We start from the raw sequence: 16,365 nt of genomic DNA on the forward strand, positions 1-16,365 counted from the left end.
CGCTCGAAATGCGGGAATAGCTCAGTTGGTAGAGCGCAACCTTGCCAAGGTTGAGGTCGAGAGTTCGAGACTCTTTTCCCGCTCCACATTTCATGCAAAAGGCCACCTCACCGGTGGCCTTTTCTTTTGGAACGCGGATTCAGCCCTTCGCCGGCAACACCGTTCCGCGGCTCTCGCCGAATCCGATGCGCGCATGCCCCGGCTTCTCGCACCAGCCGCGCAGCAGCACCGCGTCGCCGTCTTCCAGGAACCCGCGCTGCTCGCCGTTGGCCAGCGTGACCGGGCTCTGCCCCGCGCGCGTCAGCTCGATGATCGCGCCCGCTTCACCCGGACCCGGCCCCGAGATCGTGCCGCTGCCGAACAGGTCGCCCGCGTTCAGCTGGCAGCCGCCCATGGTGTGGTGCGCCACCATCTGCGCCACGCTCCAGTACTGGTGCCTGAAGCTTGTGCGCGACAGGCGCGAAGGGCCGCTCTTGTCATCGCGTGCCTTCCCGCTTTCGAGCCACACCTCCAGGCTGATGTCGATGGCACCGCTCTCGCGGTTCGCCTGGCTCTCCAGGTAGTCGAGCGGCTGGGGCTCGTCGGCCGGACGCGCCCAAGCCTGGCGATAGGGCGCCAGCGCTTCCATCGTCACGATCCACGGCGAGATCGTGGTTGCGAAGTTCTTCGCGAGGAAGGGGCCGAGCGGCGCCATCTCCCAGAACTGGATGTCGCGCGCCGACCAGTCGTTGAGCAGGCAGATGCCGAAGATGTGTTCCTCGGCGCGTTCGAGCGGAATCGGCTCACCGGCCGCGTTGCCTTCGCCGATCCACACGCCGAGTTCGAGCTCGTAGTCGAGCCGCGCGCAGGCGTGGTACGTGGGCGCCTTCGCGCCGGGCGCCATCGTCTGCCCCATCGGCCGGTGAAAGCGCTGGCCGCTCACGCCGATGGTCGAGACGCGCCCGTGGTACGCCGTCGGAATCCAGCGGAAGTTCGGCGTCACGTCGCCCTCGGGGTTGAACAGGCGCGTGATGTTCAGCGCATGGTCGATCGATGTGTAGAAGTCGGTGTAGTCGCCGATGCGCGCGGGCACGGTGTATTCGACGTCGGCTTGCGGCACGAGGCACTTGCGCAGGTCGTCCCTCGTGGCGGCAGGCGCATCGCTTCGCAGCAGCGCGAAGACCGCGTGGCGCAGCGCCTTCCATGCGGTGGGGCCCAGCGCGAAGAAATCGTTGAGCGCGGGCAGGGCGGCCACCCGTGCCGCATCGAGCGCAAGGCCGTCGACATGCTGGCCGGCAGCCAGCGCCGCCAGGTCGAGCACCTGGTCGCCGATGGCCACGCCGCCGCGAAAGGGCTCGGGGCTGCCGACGCGGCGGAACTCCGCAAACGGCAGGTTCTGGATCGGAAAGTCGCTGCCCTCGGCATTGGCGCTGTCGACCCAGCTGCGGGCGGCGGCGTCGTGCGTGTGGTTGAGTTCGATCATGGCCGTGGTTTTCCTTCGCTCAAACCGACGCCATCAGCGCGTCGTCGAAGATCGCGACCGCGCGCGTCCAGCCCGCCGAAGCGCCGCGTATCTTGTGCGGGAAGCAGCTGATGAAGAAGCCCGTGGGCGGCAGCACCTCCAGGTTGTGCAGCTTCTCGATGTGGCAGTAGCCGATGTCGCGGCCGGCCTTGTGGCCTTCCCAGATCAGCGAGGCGTCCTGCGTCTCGCCGTACTTCTTGGCGGTGTGCACGAAGGGCGCGTCCCAGCTCCATGCGTCGGTGCCTGTGAGGCGCACGCCGCGTTCCAACAGATACATCGTCGCTTCGTAGCCCATGCCCGCGCCGGCTGACACGTAGTCGTTGCTGCCGTAGCGCTTGCCGGCGCGCGTGTTGATCACCACGATCTCCAGCGGGCTCAGCGTGTGGCCGATGCGCTTCAGCTCGGCCTCGACGTCGGCGGCGGTAACCACGTAGCCGTCGGCGAAGTGCCGAAAGTCCAGCTTCACGCCCGGCTGAAAGCACCATTCAAGCGGCACGTCGTGGATGGCGATGGCGGGCTTCTTCTCGCCGAGCGCGTTGTCCATGGTCGAGTGAAAGTGATAGGGCGCATCGAGGTGCGTGCCGTTGTGCGTGGAGAGCTGCACCAGTTCCACCGCCCAGCCTTCGCCGTCGGGGAGGTCCTCCTTCTTCAGGCCGGGAAAGAAGGGCTCGATCTGCTCGTAGGTCTGCTCGTGCGTGAAGTACTGGATCTTCGGCGCGAAGGCGGGCGGGTCGGAGAGCACATCGTTCTCAAGAAAGATCGAGAGGTCGACGAATTTGCGCGGCATGGGTGGGGCTCCTTGTGGGGTGTGTTGGTGTTGGCTTGAAGGAATGGATCAGGGCCGCTGCCAGCGCAGCAGCCTTTTTTCGGCGAAGGCCAGCAACGCATTGCTCACGAAGCCGATGAGCCCGAGCAGCACGATGCCGGCGAAGAGGTCGCTGGCGCGAAAGGCGCGCGCGGCCAGAAGAATGGCCTGGCCCAGGCCGCTCTGCGAGGCGATCATTTCACCCACCACCGCGACGATGAGCGCAATGGTCAGCGCGAGCCGCATGCCGGCGAGGATGTCGGGCATGGCATTGGGCAGGCCCATCTTCCAGATGTACGCGGCGCGCGACATCTGCAGGCAGCGCGCAACTTCCGCCAGACGCGGCTCCACCGCCGCGAAGCCGTGCACCGTGGCCAGCAGCACCGGCCACATCGCGCCGAAGGCGACCACGAACAGCACCATGCCGGGGTTGAGACCGAAGATCGAAATGGCGAGCGGCAGCAATGCCGATGCGGGCAGCGGCCGGATGAATTCGAGGGTCGGCTGCACCCACGCGCGCACCGCGGGCGACACCCCGATGGCCGCGCCCAGCACCACGCCGAAGAGCGAGGCCAGCAGCCAGCCCTCGACCATGCGGCCGACCGTGGCCTGCGTGAAGGCGAGCAGTTCGCCGTTGCCGGAATCACCCGAAAGATTGAGCCCTTCGAGCAGGCTCGCGAAAGTGGCTTGCGGCGTCGGCAGGAACACGCGGCTGACCCAGCCCGCGTTGCTCGCGATCCACCAGAGCGCGACGAGCGCACACAGCACGGCAAATGAACCGAGCCAGTTCAGGCCCGATGGCGCGCGGTCGTTGCCGTTCATGGCATCACCCCCATGCGCCTGGAGACAACGCGCTGCAGCGCCACCATGGCCGCGTTGACCGCAAAGCCCACCACGCCGATCCAGCCCAGCCAGGCAAGCATCAGCGCGGGGTCGAAGCTCTGCTGCGCAATCATCATCGCGTAGCCCATGCCGTTGGGGTTGGCGGCGATCTCCACCGTCACGGCCACCACCAGCGCCACCGCCACGCCGAGCCGCAGCGCGACGAACAGGCGCGGCACGATCGCCGGCAGCACGATCTTGAAGGCCCGCTCGCGCGCCGACAGCCCGAGCACGCGGCTCACTTCGAGCAGCCGCGGCTCGATCTGCTGCACCGCCGACTGCACCAGCACCAAGAGCGGCCAGAAGGTGGCGAAAGCGACGATGGCCAGTTCCATGCGCACGCCGAAACCGAAGGCCAGCATGGCCAGCGGAATCAGCGCCACTGAAGGCACGGGCCGCAGCACCTCGATGGACATCGAGCCCAGCTGCGCCGCACGGCGCGAGAGCCCGAGCACCAGGCCGAGCGCGATGCCGAACACCGCGCCCAGCAGCAGACCCAGCGCCGCAGTGCCCAGCGTGAAGCCGGTGGCCTGCCACAGCGAACCATCGAGCGCCGCGCCGACGAAGGCCTTGGCGGCCGCGCTGGGCGGCGCAAGTGCGTCGCTGCCCAGTGCCGCCGCGCGCCGCGCATACCACTCGAAGGCGCCGACCAGCACCGCAGGAAACACCCACGGCCGCAGCCAGCGGAACAGGCGGCCTTCAGTCATGGCCCTGCTCGATGAATGCGAACAGCTCACGCCGCAACTGCAGGTATTCGGGATGCTCCTTGGTGGTGAGCTGGTCGCGCGGGCGTGGAATCTTCACGTCGATCATTCGCGCGAGGCTGGGCCGTCCGGGGCCAGGGTTGGCCTGCAGCGCGATCACGCGGTCGCCGAGGTAGATGGCCTCTTCGAGGTCGTGCGTGACGAAGAGCACCGTGAGCCCGTCGTCGCGCACCAGCCGCGCGAGCTCGTCCTGCAGGCTCTGGCGCGTGAGCGCGTCCAGCGCGCCGAAGGGTTCGTCCATCATCATGAGTTCGGGCTTCTGCGCAAGGCAGCGTGCGATCTGCGCGCGCTGCTGCATGCCCCCCGAAAGCTGCACCGGAAACTTCTGCGCATGTTTCGCGAGGCCGACCTTGCCGAGCACCTCGGCGATGCGCGGCGCGCGTTCCGCTGCGGGCACACCGGCTGCTTCGAGCGCGAGGCTCACATTGCCTTCCACCGTGCGCCACGGCAGCAAGGCGCGACCGTAGTCCTGGAACACGAAAGCCACTTCGCGCGAAGGCTCGGTCATCTTCACGCCGTTGCGCCGCACCTCGCCTGCACTCGCGGTGACGAGGCCGCTGGCCGCGCGCAGCAGCGTGGTCTTGCCGCAGCCGCTCGGGCCGACGATGCAGACGAACTCGCCGCGCGCCACGTCGAACGATGTGGGAGACAGAATCTCACGTCCACCGAGGCGGATGGCGACGCCGTCGAAGCGCAGGAAGGGCGTGGCTTGCATCGTGGAACTCGCTGGCGTTCGCGCGGCGCTTGCCGAAAGCACGGCGCGCGCGGTGATCGGGGCGGGTGAGGAAATCACTTGGCGATCAGCTTCGCAACGTCGATGTTCGTCCTGAGCATGTCCTGCTCCTTCATCAGCCCGGTCCAGTAGCCCAGCTGCTTTTCGGTCACGACCGGGCCGGGCGGCGAGACCTGCACCTTGGCCAGCACCTCGGGCGGCAGCTTGATGTATTTGCCGATGGCCGCGCGCACCTTGGCGTCGTTCTTCGCCTGCTGCATGAAGCCGCCGGACTCGACCAGCGCTTCGCGAAAGGCGCGCGCCGTCGCGGGGTTCTTCGCGACCCACTCGCGCTTGGCCGCGTGCACGATGGTCTGGTTGTTCTCGGGCAGGAAGGTCGAGTAGTAAGAGGCCACGTAGCCCGCGCCGGTCTCGGTGATGCGGCTCATGAACGGATCGGCCGACACCACCGCATCCACCGAGCCGCCGCGCAGCAGGTCGGCATGCTGCGGGAACGAGGCTTCGACGAAGTTGACCTTGCGGTAGTCCACGCCGCTGTCTTTGAGCCATGCGCGGAAGGTCACGTGCAGGAACGCACCGAGCCCCGGCACGCCGATCTTCTTGCCCACGCAGTCCTGCGGGCTCTTGATGCCCGAGCCCGCGCGCGCCACCAGCCCGAAGCCGGTGATGGTCTTCGAGGTGAGGCCGCCGCCGGCCACCAGCACCAGGTCGAGCCCGCCGTCCACCGCCTGCAGGAACACCGAGGGCGTGGGGCCGCCGATCTGCAGCGAATCGGATTGCAGCGCGGCGGGAATCGTTGAGTTGAGCGGAATGAACTTGAGCTCGACCTCGAGGTTGCGCTTCTTGAAGTAGCCCTCTTCGGCGGCCACGAAGACAGAGGCGAAGTCGGTCACGGCGGTGTAGCCGAACACGATCTTCGGGTGCGACTGTTGCGCGCGCGCGGGCAGCGCGGCGGCGGCAGCCGATGCGGCCGCGAGCGCCGACAGCAGGGTGCGTCTTTTCATCATGGCTTTTGTCTCCTGGTGGGGTTTTTTTGCAGGCGGGGCGTCCTGGGACGCGGCAGCGCGGCGCGCAGGCCACCGACGATGAAATTCACCAGCATCGGTGCCACCGCGGGGTCGGCGCGCTTGTTCTCGCCGCGCGAGAGCCGTTCGATGCGGCTGTCGTTCAGGTGATGCAGCAGCGCGCCCAGTGCGAACTGGTAGCCCCATGCCACCTGCCCGCGCGTGGCATGCGGCAGCGCCAGGTGCAGCGCGTCGATGTAGGCGGTGGCCAGCGGGTCGAAGTAGCCGCGCAGCACGCGGTCGGCTTCCTCGGTCGCGTGGTAGAGCTCGCGCGCCACCAGCAGCGCGTAGTACTCGCCCTCGGCGCTGGCGCGCAATGCGAGCACAGGCGCGGTGAAGGCTTCGATGATGCGCGGCAGCGTCTGCGGATCTTCGGGGTCGTTGGCCACTTCGGCCAGGCGCGTGAGCCGCTCCTCGATGGTGTGGCTCCAGTGTTCGAAGATGGCGTGGAAGAGCTCCTGCTTCGGACCGAAGTAGTAGCCCACCAGCGCCAGCGGCACGCCGGCCTCTTCGGCGATCTGCCGGATGGTGACCGCGTGGTAGCCGTGCTGGGCGAAGAGCTTTTCGGCCGCCAGCAGGATGGCCTGTCGGCGGTCGGGCCGGCTTGCATCCACGGTGATGGCGGCTGCCCGTGGGGTGTTGCCGCTGCGTCTGGCGGTCGGGGAGCGGGCGTTCATGGGAGCGTATTGAACGCTTGTACAAAAATGTTGAACACGCGTACAAACCCTGAGGTCAACCCCGATTGAGCACGCCCGTTCACAGCGCTACGCTTGCCTCATGCCCGCTCCCAACATCCCCCAGATTCGGCTCTATCAAAACTGGCTGCGCGAGACACGCGGCCTCTCGTTCGACACCTACGACGCGCTGTGGCGCTGGTCCGTCACCGACCTCGATGCGTTCTGGCAAAGCATCTGGGACTACGCCGATCTGCAGTCGCCCACGCCGCACACCGCGGTGCTCGCCGAAGCCCGCATGCCCGGCGCGCGCTGGTTCCCCGGCGCGCAGGTCAACTATGCGCGCGAGGTGCTGCGTCATGCCGATGCCGCGCACGCCGCCGGCATGCCCGCCATCGTGAGCGACAACGAACTCGGCCAAGTGCGCGAGATGTCGTGGCCCGAGATGCGCCGCCAAGTCGCCGCCGTGGCGCTCACGCTCAAGTCGCTCGGCGTGCGGCGCGGCGACCGCGTCGCGGCCTACATGCCCAACGTGCCCGAGACGATGGTTGCTTTTCTCGCGTGCTCCAGCATCGGCGCGATCTGGAGCGTGTGCGCGCCCGACATGGGCACGGCCGCCGTGGCCGACCGCTTTCGCCAGATCGAGCCCAAGGTGCTGATCGCCGTCGACGGCGTGCACTACGGCGGCAAGCCGCTCGACCGCAGCGCCGTTCTGCAAGAGCTGCGCGGGCAGTTGCCGAGCGTGCAGAAGCTGCTGCTCGTGAAGACGCCCTTTGCCGCAAGCCCCGTTGCGCACGACATCGACTGGACCGGAGCCACCGCACGCGACGACGCCGAGGTCGCCGCCTTCGAACCCGAGTGGCTGCCCTTCGACCACCCGATCTGGATCGTCTATTCGAGCGGCACCACCGGCCTGCCCAAGCCCATCGTGCACGGGCAGGGCGGCATCCTCTTGACCATGCACGCCTGCGGCCTGCACAACGACGTGGGCGCGAGCTACGGCGCCAACAACTTCGGCGAGCGCTACCACTGGTACAGCTCCACCGGCTGGGTGATGTGGAACTCGCAGCTCTCGGGCATGGCCTTCGGCGCCACCATCTGCATCTACGACGGCAACCCGGCGGGCAGCAAGGAGAAGCCCGACTGGGGCGTGCTGTGGCGTTTTGTCGCGCGGCACAAGGTCAGCTTCTTCGGCGCGGGCGCGGCCTACTTCACCAACTGCATGAAGGCCGGCATCGTCGCGAAGGAGTGCGGCGATCTCTCGCGCGTGCGCGCGCTCGGCAGCACCGGCTCGCCGTTGCCCGACGAGGTCCAGCGCTGGGGCTCCAAGCAGATCCTCGATGCGGGCTCCAAGGAGGTGTGGTGGTGCAACATCTCCGGCGGCACCGACTTCTGCGGCGCCTTCGTCGGCGGCAACCGCGAACTGCCCGAAGTGCCGGGCCAGATGCAATGCCGCGAACTCGGCCATGCGGTCGAGGCGTGGAACGAGCAGGGCCATCCGGTTGTCGGCGAGGTCGGCGAGCTGGTCTGCACACAGCCCATTCCCTCGATGCCGCTCTACTTCTGGGGCGACGAGGGCAATGCGCGCTACGTGTCCAGCTACTTCGACACCTACCCCGGCGTCTGGCGCCACGGTGACTGGATAAAAATTGGCGAAGACGGCGGTTGCATCATCTACGGCCGCAGCGACGCCACCATCAACCGCCAGGGCCTGCGCATGGGCACCAGCGAAATCTACAGCGCGGTCGAAGGCCTGCCCGAAGTGCTCGACTCGATGGTGGTCGATCTCGAATACCTGGGCCGCGACAGCTACATGCCGCTGTTCGTGGTGCTGCGCCCGGGCATCGCGCTCGACGAGGCGATGCGCAGCCGCATCGACCACGCGATCAAGACCTCGCTCTCGCCGCGCTTCGTGCCCAACGACATCTTCCAGGTGGCCGAGATCCCGCGCACCCTCTCGGGCAAGAAGCAGGAGCTGCCCATCAAGAAGTTGCTGCTGGGCCAGCCGATCGAGAAGGTGGTCAACCGCGAAGCCATGGCCAATCCCGGCAGCCTGGACTGGTACGTGGCCTTTGCCGCGCAGCGTGCGGCGCAGGCGTCGGTGGTGCCGGCCTAAGGCGTCATCACCTCGTGGAGCACCATGCGCGTCTGGCGGCCGCGCAGCTCCACCAGTTCCTCGATGCGGCGGGTGCGCAGGCGCCCCCTCAGGCCCGCGAAGGTGGCTTCCGACACCAGCGTCTGCGTGCCCAGTTGCTTGTTGATGCCCTCGATGCGGCTGGCCACGTTGATCACGTCGCCGAACGCGGTGTACGACAGCCGGTCGTTCGACCCCAGCACCCCCGCGACCACCATGCCGGTGTGGATGCCGATGCGGGTGCGGAACTCCGGCAGCCCGCCGGCGCGCCACTTCCGGTTGAGCACGTCCATCTCCACATGCAGCTGCAGCGCGGCCAGGCAGGCGCGGTACTCCGCGTCCTTCAGGTCCGCGGGCGCGCCCCACAGCACCATGATCCCGTCGCCAATGAACTTGTCGATCACGCCGCCGTAGCGCGCGAACACGCGCGTGGCCAGGTTGAAGTACTCGGTCAGCATGCCGACCAGCACGTCGGTGTCCAGCGATTCGGAGACCGAGGTGAAGCCCTCCACGTCGGTGAACATCACCGTCACGCGGCGCGACGAGCCGTTGGGCGCGAGCGCATGGCCTTCGGCCACCAGCTGGTTGATCACGTCCACCGGTACGAACTTGCTGAACGCCTTCAGGCTGCGCGCCGAGTCGTCCAGCGCCTGGTCCAGGTGCTGGATCTCCAGCACGCGGCTAGGCTCGCGCGGCAGGTTGTCCAGTTGCAACAGGCCGATGCGGCGCGCGATGAGCGAGAGGTTTTCGACCGGCGCGGTCACCAGCCGGGAGAGCTTGAGCGACATGAACAACGCCAGCGCCAGGAACACCAGCGCCAGCAGCAAGCCCCAGAGCACCGCGCGGCGCAGGTCGCCCAGCACCATGTCCTCGGGCACCCAGCTCACCAGCTCCCAGCCGGTGGCCGGAATCAGCGAGGTCTGCACCAGGTAGCGCTTGCCCTCGAAGTCGAAGGAGAAGGTCGAGTCGCCGCTGCCGTTCGCGGTTTCGCCGGCCGCCATGTGCGCGTGCATCCGCGTGTGCAGCGTGCCCAGCAAGCCCGCGGGCGGCTCCAGCCGGTGCAGCACGCCCGGCATGTCGCTGCGTGCCAGCACCTTGTGGTCGGCGCTCAGGAGGGCGCTGTGGCCGGAGCCGTTGCTGCTGAAGAGCCGCACGAACTCCGACAGGCGCCCGAGCGACACGTCGCCCGCCACCACCAGCGACTCGGGGCTGCGCTCGTCGTGGCGGCGCTCGCTGGGCAGCGCGTAGGTCACGCCCAGTTCCTGCGCCGCGGCGAACACATAGGGCTGCGTCCAGATCGGCCCTCCCATCCTGTTGGCTTGCTGGAACCAGGCGCGCTGCGTCGGGTTGTAGCTGCTGTGAACGGACTCGGTGCGCTGCGTGGCGAAGCGCTGCTGCGCATTCAGCTCGGCCCCCAGGGGGCGCTTGTATTGCCAGGTCTCGGTGGTGAAGGCCGGGCCGTGCGCGATGTGGCGCACGGCGGGCACCGGGTAGCGCAGGGTCATCAGCATCTGGCCGCTTTCGTTGGCCACGTAGATGCTGTCGAGCTCGGGCGACTGCAGCAGGAGTGTCCAGAGCAATTCGGCCGTGCGGTCGGCGTACTCGCCCGTGGGGCTCAGGTTGGGCGCGCTGCTCACCGCGCCCACCACCGACTCGGCCTTCGCGAGAAAGGCGAGCACCTTGTCCTCGGTCCGGTCGTGGGCGGCCCTGTGCGCCGAGGTGCCGATGTTCGACACCAGCCGTTGCGAGCCCCAATAGCCCAGCGACACCAGCAGCAGCGATTGCGTCAGCGCGACGACGCTGACGATGGTGCCCACATCGACCCTGAAGCGGCGCGACCGCCGGCTGGCGGGATCGGGCTCGCCCGCTGTCGGCGGCAACCGCGCGGCGGAAGAGGCTTCAGACGGCGCTTGCGCCGCCACATCCGGCGGGCCGGACGAGTTCATGTTCATACAGCTCCCTGTAGCTCGCTCGAACGCATCCGCTGCGGGTCGGCCGCGGATCGGCGTCCGGGGGGTGCCGTTCCGATCTTTGAATGTCGGGAATGCTGGCGGCCGCACCGGATGCGGGAGGGATTTTGCGCGACTTCGGCCTTCTTCTGCTCAGCGCGTGGCCGAGCGGGCGCCGGGCCTTGGCCGGGGCGCGTCAGCGCGCGTCGTGAAAGATGAGGCCCAGCGTGTGCCGCCGCCCCGAGCGCAGGCGGCTCACGCCGTGGCGCATCGTCACGCGGTAGGTGCCGCGCGTGCCAGCCATCGGCCGCTGGTTGACCGCGAAGATCACCGCTTCGCCCTGCGCGAGCGACACCACCTCGGCGCGCGACTGCATGCGCGGTCGCTGCTCGGTCAGCACGAACTCGCCGCCGGTGAAGTCCTCGCCCGGCCGGCTCAAGAGCACCGTGAGCTGCAGCGGAAACTGCAGCTCGCCGTACAGGTCCTGGTGCAGGCAGTTGTAGTCGCCCTCGTCGTAGCGCAGCAGCAGCGGGGTGGGGCGCAGCTGGCCCGCCGCGTGACAGCGCGCGAGGTAGGCCGCGTGATCGGCGGGGTAGTCCGCCGGCTGGCCCATGGCGCTCGCCCAGGCGTTGGCCAGCGGCGCGAGGCGTTCGTACAGCGCACTGCGCCAGGCCGTGAGCAACGGCGGCAGGGGGTTCGCGAAGTACTGATACTCGCCCTGGCCGAAGCCGTGGCGCTGCATCACCACGCGGCTGCGGAAATGGCCGCCCTGGTCGTACATTGCGGCGAGCTGGGTGCATTCCTTCGGGGTGAAGAGTTGGCCGGTGGTGGCACAGCCGCGGGTGGCGAGGTCGGTTTCGATGCGGGGCCAGTCGAGGGTGTCGACCGTACGGGCAGGGGTGGCGGGAGGGTGCATGGAGCCAGTGTCCTTGCACCGGGCTGGCAGTGCTGGCCGTTTCCGGACGCGATTCCAGCAAAGAAGCGCCTCGCGCTCCGGGCGCTCGTTCAGTCGAGGTCGCCGCGCTTCCCGCGTGGCGCCCTGGGAAACAAGGCCTTGATGTGCTTGCGCAGCAACGCCGGTGGGACCCACGGCGTCATCTGCAGCATTTCCATGCACCGTTCCATGCGGCCAGGCCGCTGCAGCAGTGCATCGGCCGCCTTTGCGAGGTCGGCGTCGATGCTGTCGCCGTAGGCCAGTCGGGCCTTGTCTGCCGCGCGCTGAAGCAGGGCCCTGCCGGGCTGCATCATGGCCAGATCGATCAGGTCGCGGCTGAACACACTGTCGTCGGCCCAACGGTCGGAATTGGCGAGCAGTTTGCTTGCGGCCATGTCCACAGGCGTGAGCGTGGCGATGTCGCCGATGCGGTCGGCCGCGCTCGGCGCCTGGAGCGAGATGCGCGCCTCGAGCACGATCTCGAACTTGATCTCCGTGTCCTCCACGCGAACGAGGGTACGGATTCCATATTGGTCGGCGCGGACTTCGCGTGCCTGCTGCAGCTGCGCGCCGTCTCGGGCGAATGCACGCAGGCCTTCGCTGCCGGTTGCCAGTTGGCGCAGGCAACGGTAGCCCGCCACATCGGACACGAGGAAGTCGATGTCCACGGATTCGCGGAACTCGCCGTACCGGAGTGCGATGGCGGTGCCCCCACCGAACAGGCAATGGTTGTCTGCCAGCAGATGTGGGTTCAGCGCCGAGAGCACCTGGGCCACGCGACGATGGTGCGCGCGTTCAAACATCGAGTGCCTTGCGACCCAGCGTGCGGGCCAGCTCCGCCAACAGCTGGCGTTCGTTGTCTTCCAGGGCAGACGGATCGGCGTGACGCCAGTTGCGCTCGTAGGTGCCCCACGCCTCTTCGGGCGTGAGTTCTGCGGTTGCAGGCAGCTGCCAGGCAAGGCGGCGCAGCTGTGCGAAGTCGGCAATCCGAATGGCTTTCGTCCGTGCGGTCGGTGCCGCAGCCTGCTTGCCGGCGGCCTCGGCGGAGGCAATCACTTCGACATCCAGTCCCAATGCCGCCAGGGCGTTCATGTAGGCCCCCATCGTGACGGAGGGCTCTCCGCGCTCGATGCGGTGCAGCGTCATGCGCGACATGCCGGCCGCCTCGGCCGTCGTGGTCGCGCTGATCTTCAGTGCCTTCCGGCGGGCGTGGATACGCCGGCCGAAAACTTCAAGGCCTCGGCTTGCTGTTGGAAGAGTTGGAGGTGCTGCAGTCTGCATATGTATCTCATATTAGACATATCTTTAAAAATGTCTAGTATGAGATGCGTTTTAAGAAGAGCGCTTTGGTTGTCTTGGCATGTCGCGCATTCTCAACTTTGGCGAGCCTGCTCCAGCAACCAGTCGCTGAAGAACCTCAAAAGCGGCCGCTGGTCGGCCCGCTCAGGCGTCACAAGGTAATAGTTGCGCTCACCCGACAGCGGCCGCGCGCAGGCCACCACCAGTTCGCCGCGCGCCAGCTCATCGGCCACCAGCATCGTCGGCATCAGCGCCACGCCCAGGCCGTGCGAGGCGGCCGCGGCCAGGATCGAGAACAGCTCATAACGCGGCCCGCCGCGCGCATTGGGCGCGTCGATCTGCTGCGCATCGAACCACTGACGCCAGCCGTCGGGCCGCGTGCTCTGCTGCAACAGCGGCATCTTCGCGATGACCGCCGGGGCCACGGCCTTGCCGCGCGGCAAGAGGGAAGGGCTGCACACCGGCACCACGTCCTCGTGCATCAGCAGCAGCGCGCGCGTGCCCGCCCAGTTCTCGACCTGTGCGGGCGTGCCGGCGTACAGGGCCGCGTCGAACTCCGCATCGGCAAAGAGAAAAGGGCGGGTGCGCGTCTCGATGTGCACCACCACGTCGGGCTGCAGCGCGGCGAAGCCCTTCAGGCGCGGCATCAGCCAGCGCGTGGCGAAGGTGGGCACGGCCGCCAGCGAGAGCGAGCCGCCTTCGCCTTGATGGGCCATGGCATCGAGCGTGTCGCGCTCCATCGCTTCGAGCCGCTTGGTGATCTGCCGCGCATAGGCCGCGCCGCTGGCGGTGAGCGCCACGCCGTGCCGTGTGCGCCGGAACAGCGCCACGCCCAGGAAGGCTTCGAGCGTGCCGATCTGCCGCGACACCGCGCTCTGGGTGAGCGCGAGTTCCTGCGCGGCGCGGGTGTAGCTCTCGTGGCGCGCGGCGGCGTCGAAGCACACGAGGGTTTGCAGGGGGGGGATCTTGCGGCGCATGTATGCCTCGGGTGTATGTATGGAGACGGGGCTTCGCCAATGGCGGAGCCGCTCGAACATCTTGCAAGACATTCTACAAACGCATATCTGGGTGAGGATTCATCGTTTGCGCCCGACCCCTCGCGTGGCTAGGATGGCTCCCATCCCCCTCTTTTCTCTTTTCCCCTTCATTCCGGAGACAGCACATGGCCGCCAAAGCGCAATTCCACTGGGACGATCCCCTTCTTCTCGACCAGCAACTGACCGACGAAGAACGCATGATCCGCGACGCGGCCAATGCCTACTGCCAGGAGCGCCTGGCGCCCCGCGTCATCGAGGGCTTCCGCAGCGGCGAGACCGACCCCGCCATCTTTCGTGAGATGGGCGCGCTCGGCCTGCTCGGCCCCACGATCCCCGAAGCGTACGGCGGCCCCGGCCTCAACTACGTGGCCTACGGCCTGATCGCCCGCGAAGTCGAACGCGTCGATTCGGGCTACCGCTCGATGGCCAGCGTGCAGAGCTCGCTGGTGATGGTGCCGATCTTCGAATTCGGTACCGAGGCGCAAAAGCAGAAGTTCCTGCCCAAGCTCGCCACCGGCGAATGGATCGGCTGCTTCGGCCTGACCGAGCCCGACCACGGCTCCGACCCCGGCAGCATGGTCACCCGCGCCAAGAAGGTGCCGGGCGGCTATTCGCTCAGCGGCGCCAAGATGTGGATCAGCAATTCGCCCATCGCCGACGTGTTCGTGGTGTGGGCCAAGGAAGTCAGCGAAAGCGGCACGGTCGGCCCGATCCGCGGCTTCGTGCTCGAGAAGGGCATGAAGGGCCTGTCGGCTCCCGCGATCCACGGCAAGGTCGGCCTGCGCGCCAGCATCACCGGCGAAATCGTGATGGACGGCGTGTTCTGCCCTGAAGAAAACGCTTTTCCCGAAGTGCAGGGCCTGAAGGGCCCGTTCACCTGCCTCAACAGCGCCCGCTACGGCATCTCGTGGGGCGCCATCGGTGCCGCCGAAGACTGCTGGCACCGCGCCCGCCAGTACACGCTGGACCGCAAGCAGTTCGGCCGCCCGCTCGCCGCCAACCAGTTGATCCAGAAGAAGCTGGCCGACATGCAGACCGAGATCACGCTGGGCCTGCAAGGCAGCCTGCGCCTGGGCCGCATGAAGGACGAAGGCACCGCCTCGGTCGAGATCACCTCGATCATGAAGCGCAACAACTGCGGCAAGGCCCTGGACATCGCCCGCCTGGCGCGCGACATGATGGGCGGCAACGGCATCAGCGACGAGTTCGGCGTGGCGCGCCATCTGGTGAACCTCGAAGTGGTCAACACCTACGAAGGCACGCACGACATCCACGCGCTGATTCTTGGCCGCGCCATCACCGGCATCGCAGCTTTCGCCAACTGAACGAAGAGCGAATGACCGCCAAGCCCGCAGCCCTGGACGGCATCAAGGTCCTGGATCTGTCCCGCGTGCTCGCGGGCCCGTGGTGCACGCAGATCCTCGCAGACCTGGGTGCCGACGTCGTCAAGATCGAGCGCCCGGGCGTCGGCGACGACACCCGCACCTGGGGCCCGCCGTTCATCAAGGACGCCGACGGCAACGACACCGACCAAGCCAGCTACTTCACCGCCTGCAACCGCAACAAGCGCTCGGTCACGGTCGACATGGCCACGCCCGACGGGCAGGCGCTGCTGCAGCAGATGGCGGCGCAGGCCGACATCGTGGTGGAGAACTTCAAGACCGGGGGCCTGAAGCAATACGGCCTCGACCAGGAGAGCCTGCGTGCGGCCAACCCGCGCCTCATCTACTGCAGCGTGACCGGCTTCGGCCACGACGGCCCGTATGCCGAGCGCGCAGGCTACGACCTGATGATCCAGGCCATGACCGGCATGATGAGCATCACCGGCCGTCCCGACGACGTGCCCGGCGGCGGCCCGCTGCGCGTGGGCGTGGCGCTCACCGACCTGTTCACCGGCGTCTATGCGAGCACCGCGATCCTCGCGGCGCTGCAGGTGCGCGACCGCACCGGCGAAGGCCAGCACATCGACATGGCGCTGCTCGACGTGGGCATGGCCATCCTCGCCAACCAGGCGAGCGCATTTCTGAATACCGGCAAGGCGCCGCAGCGGCAGGGCAACACGCACCCGAGCCTGGCGCCTTATCAGGACTTTCCGACGCTCGACGGTTCGATGCTGCTGGCCGTCGGCAACAACGGCCAGTTCGCGCGTTTCTGCGAAGCGGCCGGCCATGCCGAATGGGCGGCCGACGCGCGCTTTGCGACCAACACGCTGCGCGTGAAGCACCGCGGCGTGCTGATTCCGATGATGGAAGAACTCACCCGCACCCGCACCACCGCCGACTGGGTCACGCTGCTCGAAGACAAGGCCGTGCCCTGCGGCCCGATCAACGACATCGCGCAGGCCTTCGACGATGCGCAGGTCAAGGCGCGCGGCCTGGCGGTCACGCTGCCGCGCGATGCGGGCGACGGCATCGCGCGCATCACCGGCGTGGCGAGTCCGCTCCGCCTCTCGGCCACGCCGCCCGTGCTGCGCCATGCGCCGCCGGCGCTCGGGCAGCACACGCGCGAAGTGCTGGCCGAGTTCGGCATCGACGCGGCGCGCTTCGACGCGCTGCGCTCGGCGGGCGTGGTCTGAAGAAAGACAGCCGG

The 16,365-nt window shown here is 67.9% G+C and carries 15 protein-coding genes and 1 tRNA gene; 4 read left to right on the top strand and 12 right to left on the bottom strand.

Annotated elements, in window-relative coordinates; all coding sequences use genetic code 11:
• The first annotated feature begins 10 nt into the window (after nt 1–10).
• A tRNA-Gly gene (locus ABIC90_RS05630) sits at nt 11–86 on the top strand.
• A 53-nt stretch (nt 87–139) separates the two neighbouring features.
• Here the strand turns inward: ABIC90_RS05630 and fahA are convergent.
• The 7 genes from fahA to ABIC90_RS05665 are packed head-to-tail and all read right to left on the bottom strand — an operon-like array spanning nt 140 to nt 6,426.
• Nucleotides 140–1,462 (bottom strand): fumarylacetoacetase, encoded by a 1,323-nt coding sequence (gene fahA / locus ABIC90_RS05635; RefSeq protein WP_354353076.1) that lies wholly within the window; start codon nt 1,460–1,462, stop codon nt 140–142.
• A 19-nt stretch (nt 1,463–1,481) separates the two neighbouring features.
• Complete coding sequence (locus ABIC90_RS05640) at nt 1,482–2,288, bottom strand: cyclase family protein (protein WP_354353077.1); 807 nt, start codon at nt 2,286–2,288, stop codon at nt 1,482–1,484.
• Between the two features lie 48 nt (nt 2,289–2,336).
• The gene (locus ABIC90_RS05645; RefSeq protein ID WP_354353078.1) at nt 2,337–3,128 is read right to left on the bottom strand and encodes an ABC transporter permease; all 792 of its coding nucleotides are present in this window, start codon (nt 3,126–3,128) and stop codon (nt 2,337–2,339) included.
• Nucleotides 3,125–3,895 carry an ABC transporter permease gene (locus ABIC90_RS05650; RefSeq protein WP_354353079.1) on the bottom strand — a complete coding sequence of 257 codons (771 nt, stop codon included), beginning with the start codon at nt 3,893–3,895 and terminating at the stop codon, nt 3,125–3,127. Before ABIC90_RS05650 ends, ABIC90_RS05645 begins: the two co-directional genes overlap by 4 nt.
• Entirely contained in the window at nt 3,888–4,745 is an 858-nt protein-coding gene (locus ABIC90_RS05655; RefSeq protein ID WP_354353080.1) for an ABC transporter ATP-binding protein, read from the bottom strand. Before ABIC90_RS05655 ends, ABIC90_RS05650 begins: the two co-directional genes overlap by 8 nt.
• Nucleotides 4,742–5,692, bottom strand: coding sequence for an ABC transporter substrate-binding protein (locus ABIC90_RS05660; protein ID WP_354353081.1), 951 nt, complete (start codon nt 5,690–5,692; stop codon nt 4,742–4,744). The genes ABIC90_RS05655 and ABIC90_RS05660 overlap by 4 nt, the downstream gene beginning before the upstream one ends.
• Nucleotides 5,689–6,426 carry a TetR family transcriptional regulator gene (locus tag ABIC90_RS05665; protein WP_354353082.1) on the bottom strand — a complete coding sequence of 246 codons (738 nt, stop codon included), beginning with the start codon at nt 6,424–6,426 and terminating at the stop codon, nt 5,689–5,691. The genes ABIC90_RS05660 and ABIC90_RS05665 overlap by 4 nt, the downstream gene beginning before the upstream one ends.
• A gap of 100 nt (nt 6,427–6,526) precedes the next feature.
• Between ABIC90_RS05665 and ABIC90_RS05670 the strand changes: the two genes are divergently transcribed.
• Entirely contained in the window at nt 6,527–8,539 is a 2,013-nt protein-coding gene (locus tag ABIC90_RS05670; RefSeq protein WP_354353083.1) for an acetoacetate--CoA ligase, read from the top strand.
• Here the strand turns inward: ABIC90_RS05670 and ABIC90_RS05675 are convergent.
• From ABIC90_RS05675 to ABIC90_RS05695, 5 genes are all read right to left on the bottom strand, one after another.
• Nucleotides 8,536–10,503, bottom strand: a complete 1,968-nt coding sequence (locus tag ABIC90_RS05675) for an adenylate/guanylate cyclase domain-containing protein (protein ID WP_436318169.1) — start codon at nt 10,501–10,503, stop codon at nt 8,536–8,538. The genes ABIC90_RS05670 and ABIC90_RS05675 overlap by 4 nt on opposite strands.
• 199 nt (nt 10,504–10,702) lie before the next feature.
• A complete protein-coding gene (locus ABIC90_RS05680) occupies nt 10,703–11,422 on the bottom strand; it encodes a 2OG-Fe(II) oxygenase (RefSeq protein ID WP_354353085.1) in 720 nt (239 codons plus the stop codon).
• Nucleotides 11,423–11,511: 89 nt separating this feature from the next.
• Nucleotides 11,512–12,243: a nucleotidyl transferase AbiEii/AbiGii toxin family protein gene (locus tag ABIC90_RS05685; protein WP_354353086.1), complete on the bottom strand. Its 732-nt coding sequence runs from the start codon at nt 12,241–12,243 to the stop codon at nt 11,512–11,514.
• A complete protein-coding gene (locus tag ABIC90_RS05690; protein ID WP_354353087.1) occupies nt 12,236–12,721 on the bottom strand; it encodes a helix-turn-helix domain-containing protein in 486 nt (161 codons plus the stop codon). Before ABIC90_RS05690 ends, ABIC90_RS05685 begins: the two co-directional genes overlap by 8 nt.
• Nucleotides 12,722–12,813: 92 nt before the next feature.
• Complete coding sequence (locus tag ABIC90_RS05695) at nt 12,814–13,716, bottom strand: LysR substrate-binding domain-containing protein (RefSeq protein ID WP_354353088.1); 903 nt, start codon at nt 13,714–13,716, stop codon at nt 12,814–12,816.
• A 185-nt stretch (nt 13,717–13,901) separates the two neighbouring features.
• Here ABIC90_RS05695 and ABIC90_RS05700 point away from each other — a divergent pair, with 185 nt between their 5' ends.
• Nucleotides 13,902–15,101 (top strand): acyl-CoA dehydrogenase, encoded by a 1,200-nt coding sequence (locus ABIC90_RS05700; protein ID WP_354353089.1) that lies wholly within the window; start codon nt 13,902–13,904, stop codon nt 15,099–15,101.
• 11 nt (nt 15,102–15,112) lie between these two features.
• Entirely contained in the window at nt 15,113–16,351 is a 1,239-nt protein-coding gene (locus ABIC90_RS05705; RefSeq protein ID WP_354353090.1) for a CaiB/BaiF CoA transferase family protein, read from the top strand.
• The last annotated feature ends 14 nt before the right edge of the window (nt 16,352–16,365 follow it).

The organism is Variovorax boronicumulans (assembly GCF_040544675.1).
Lineage (GTDB): Bacteria > Pseudomonadota > Gammaproteobacteria > Burkholderiales > Burkholderiaceae_C > Variovorax > Variovorax boronicumulans_D.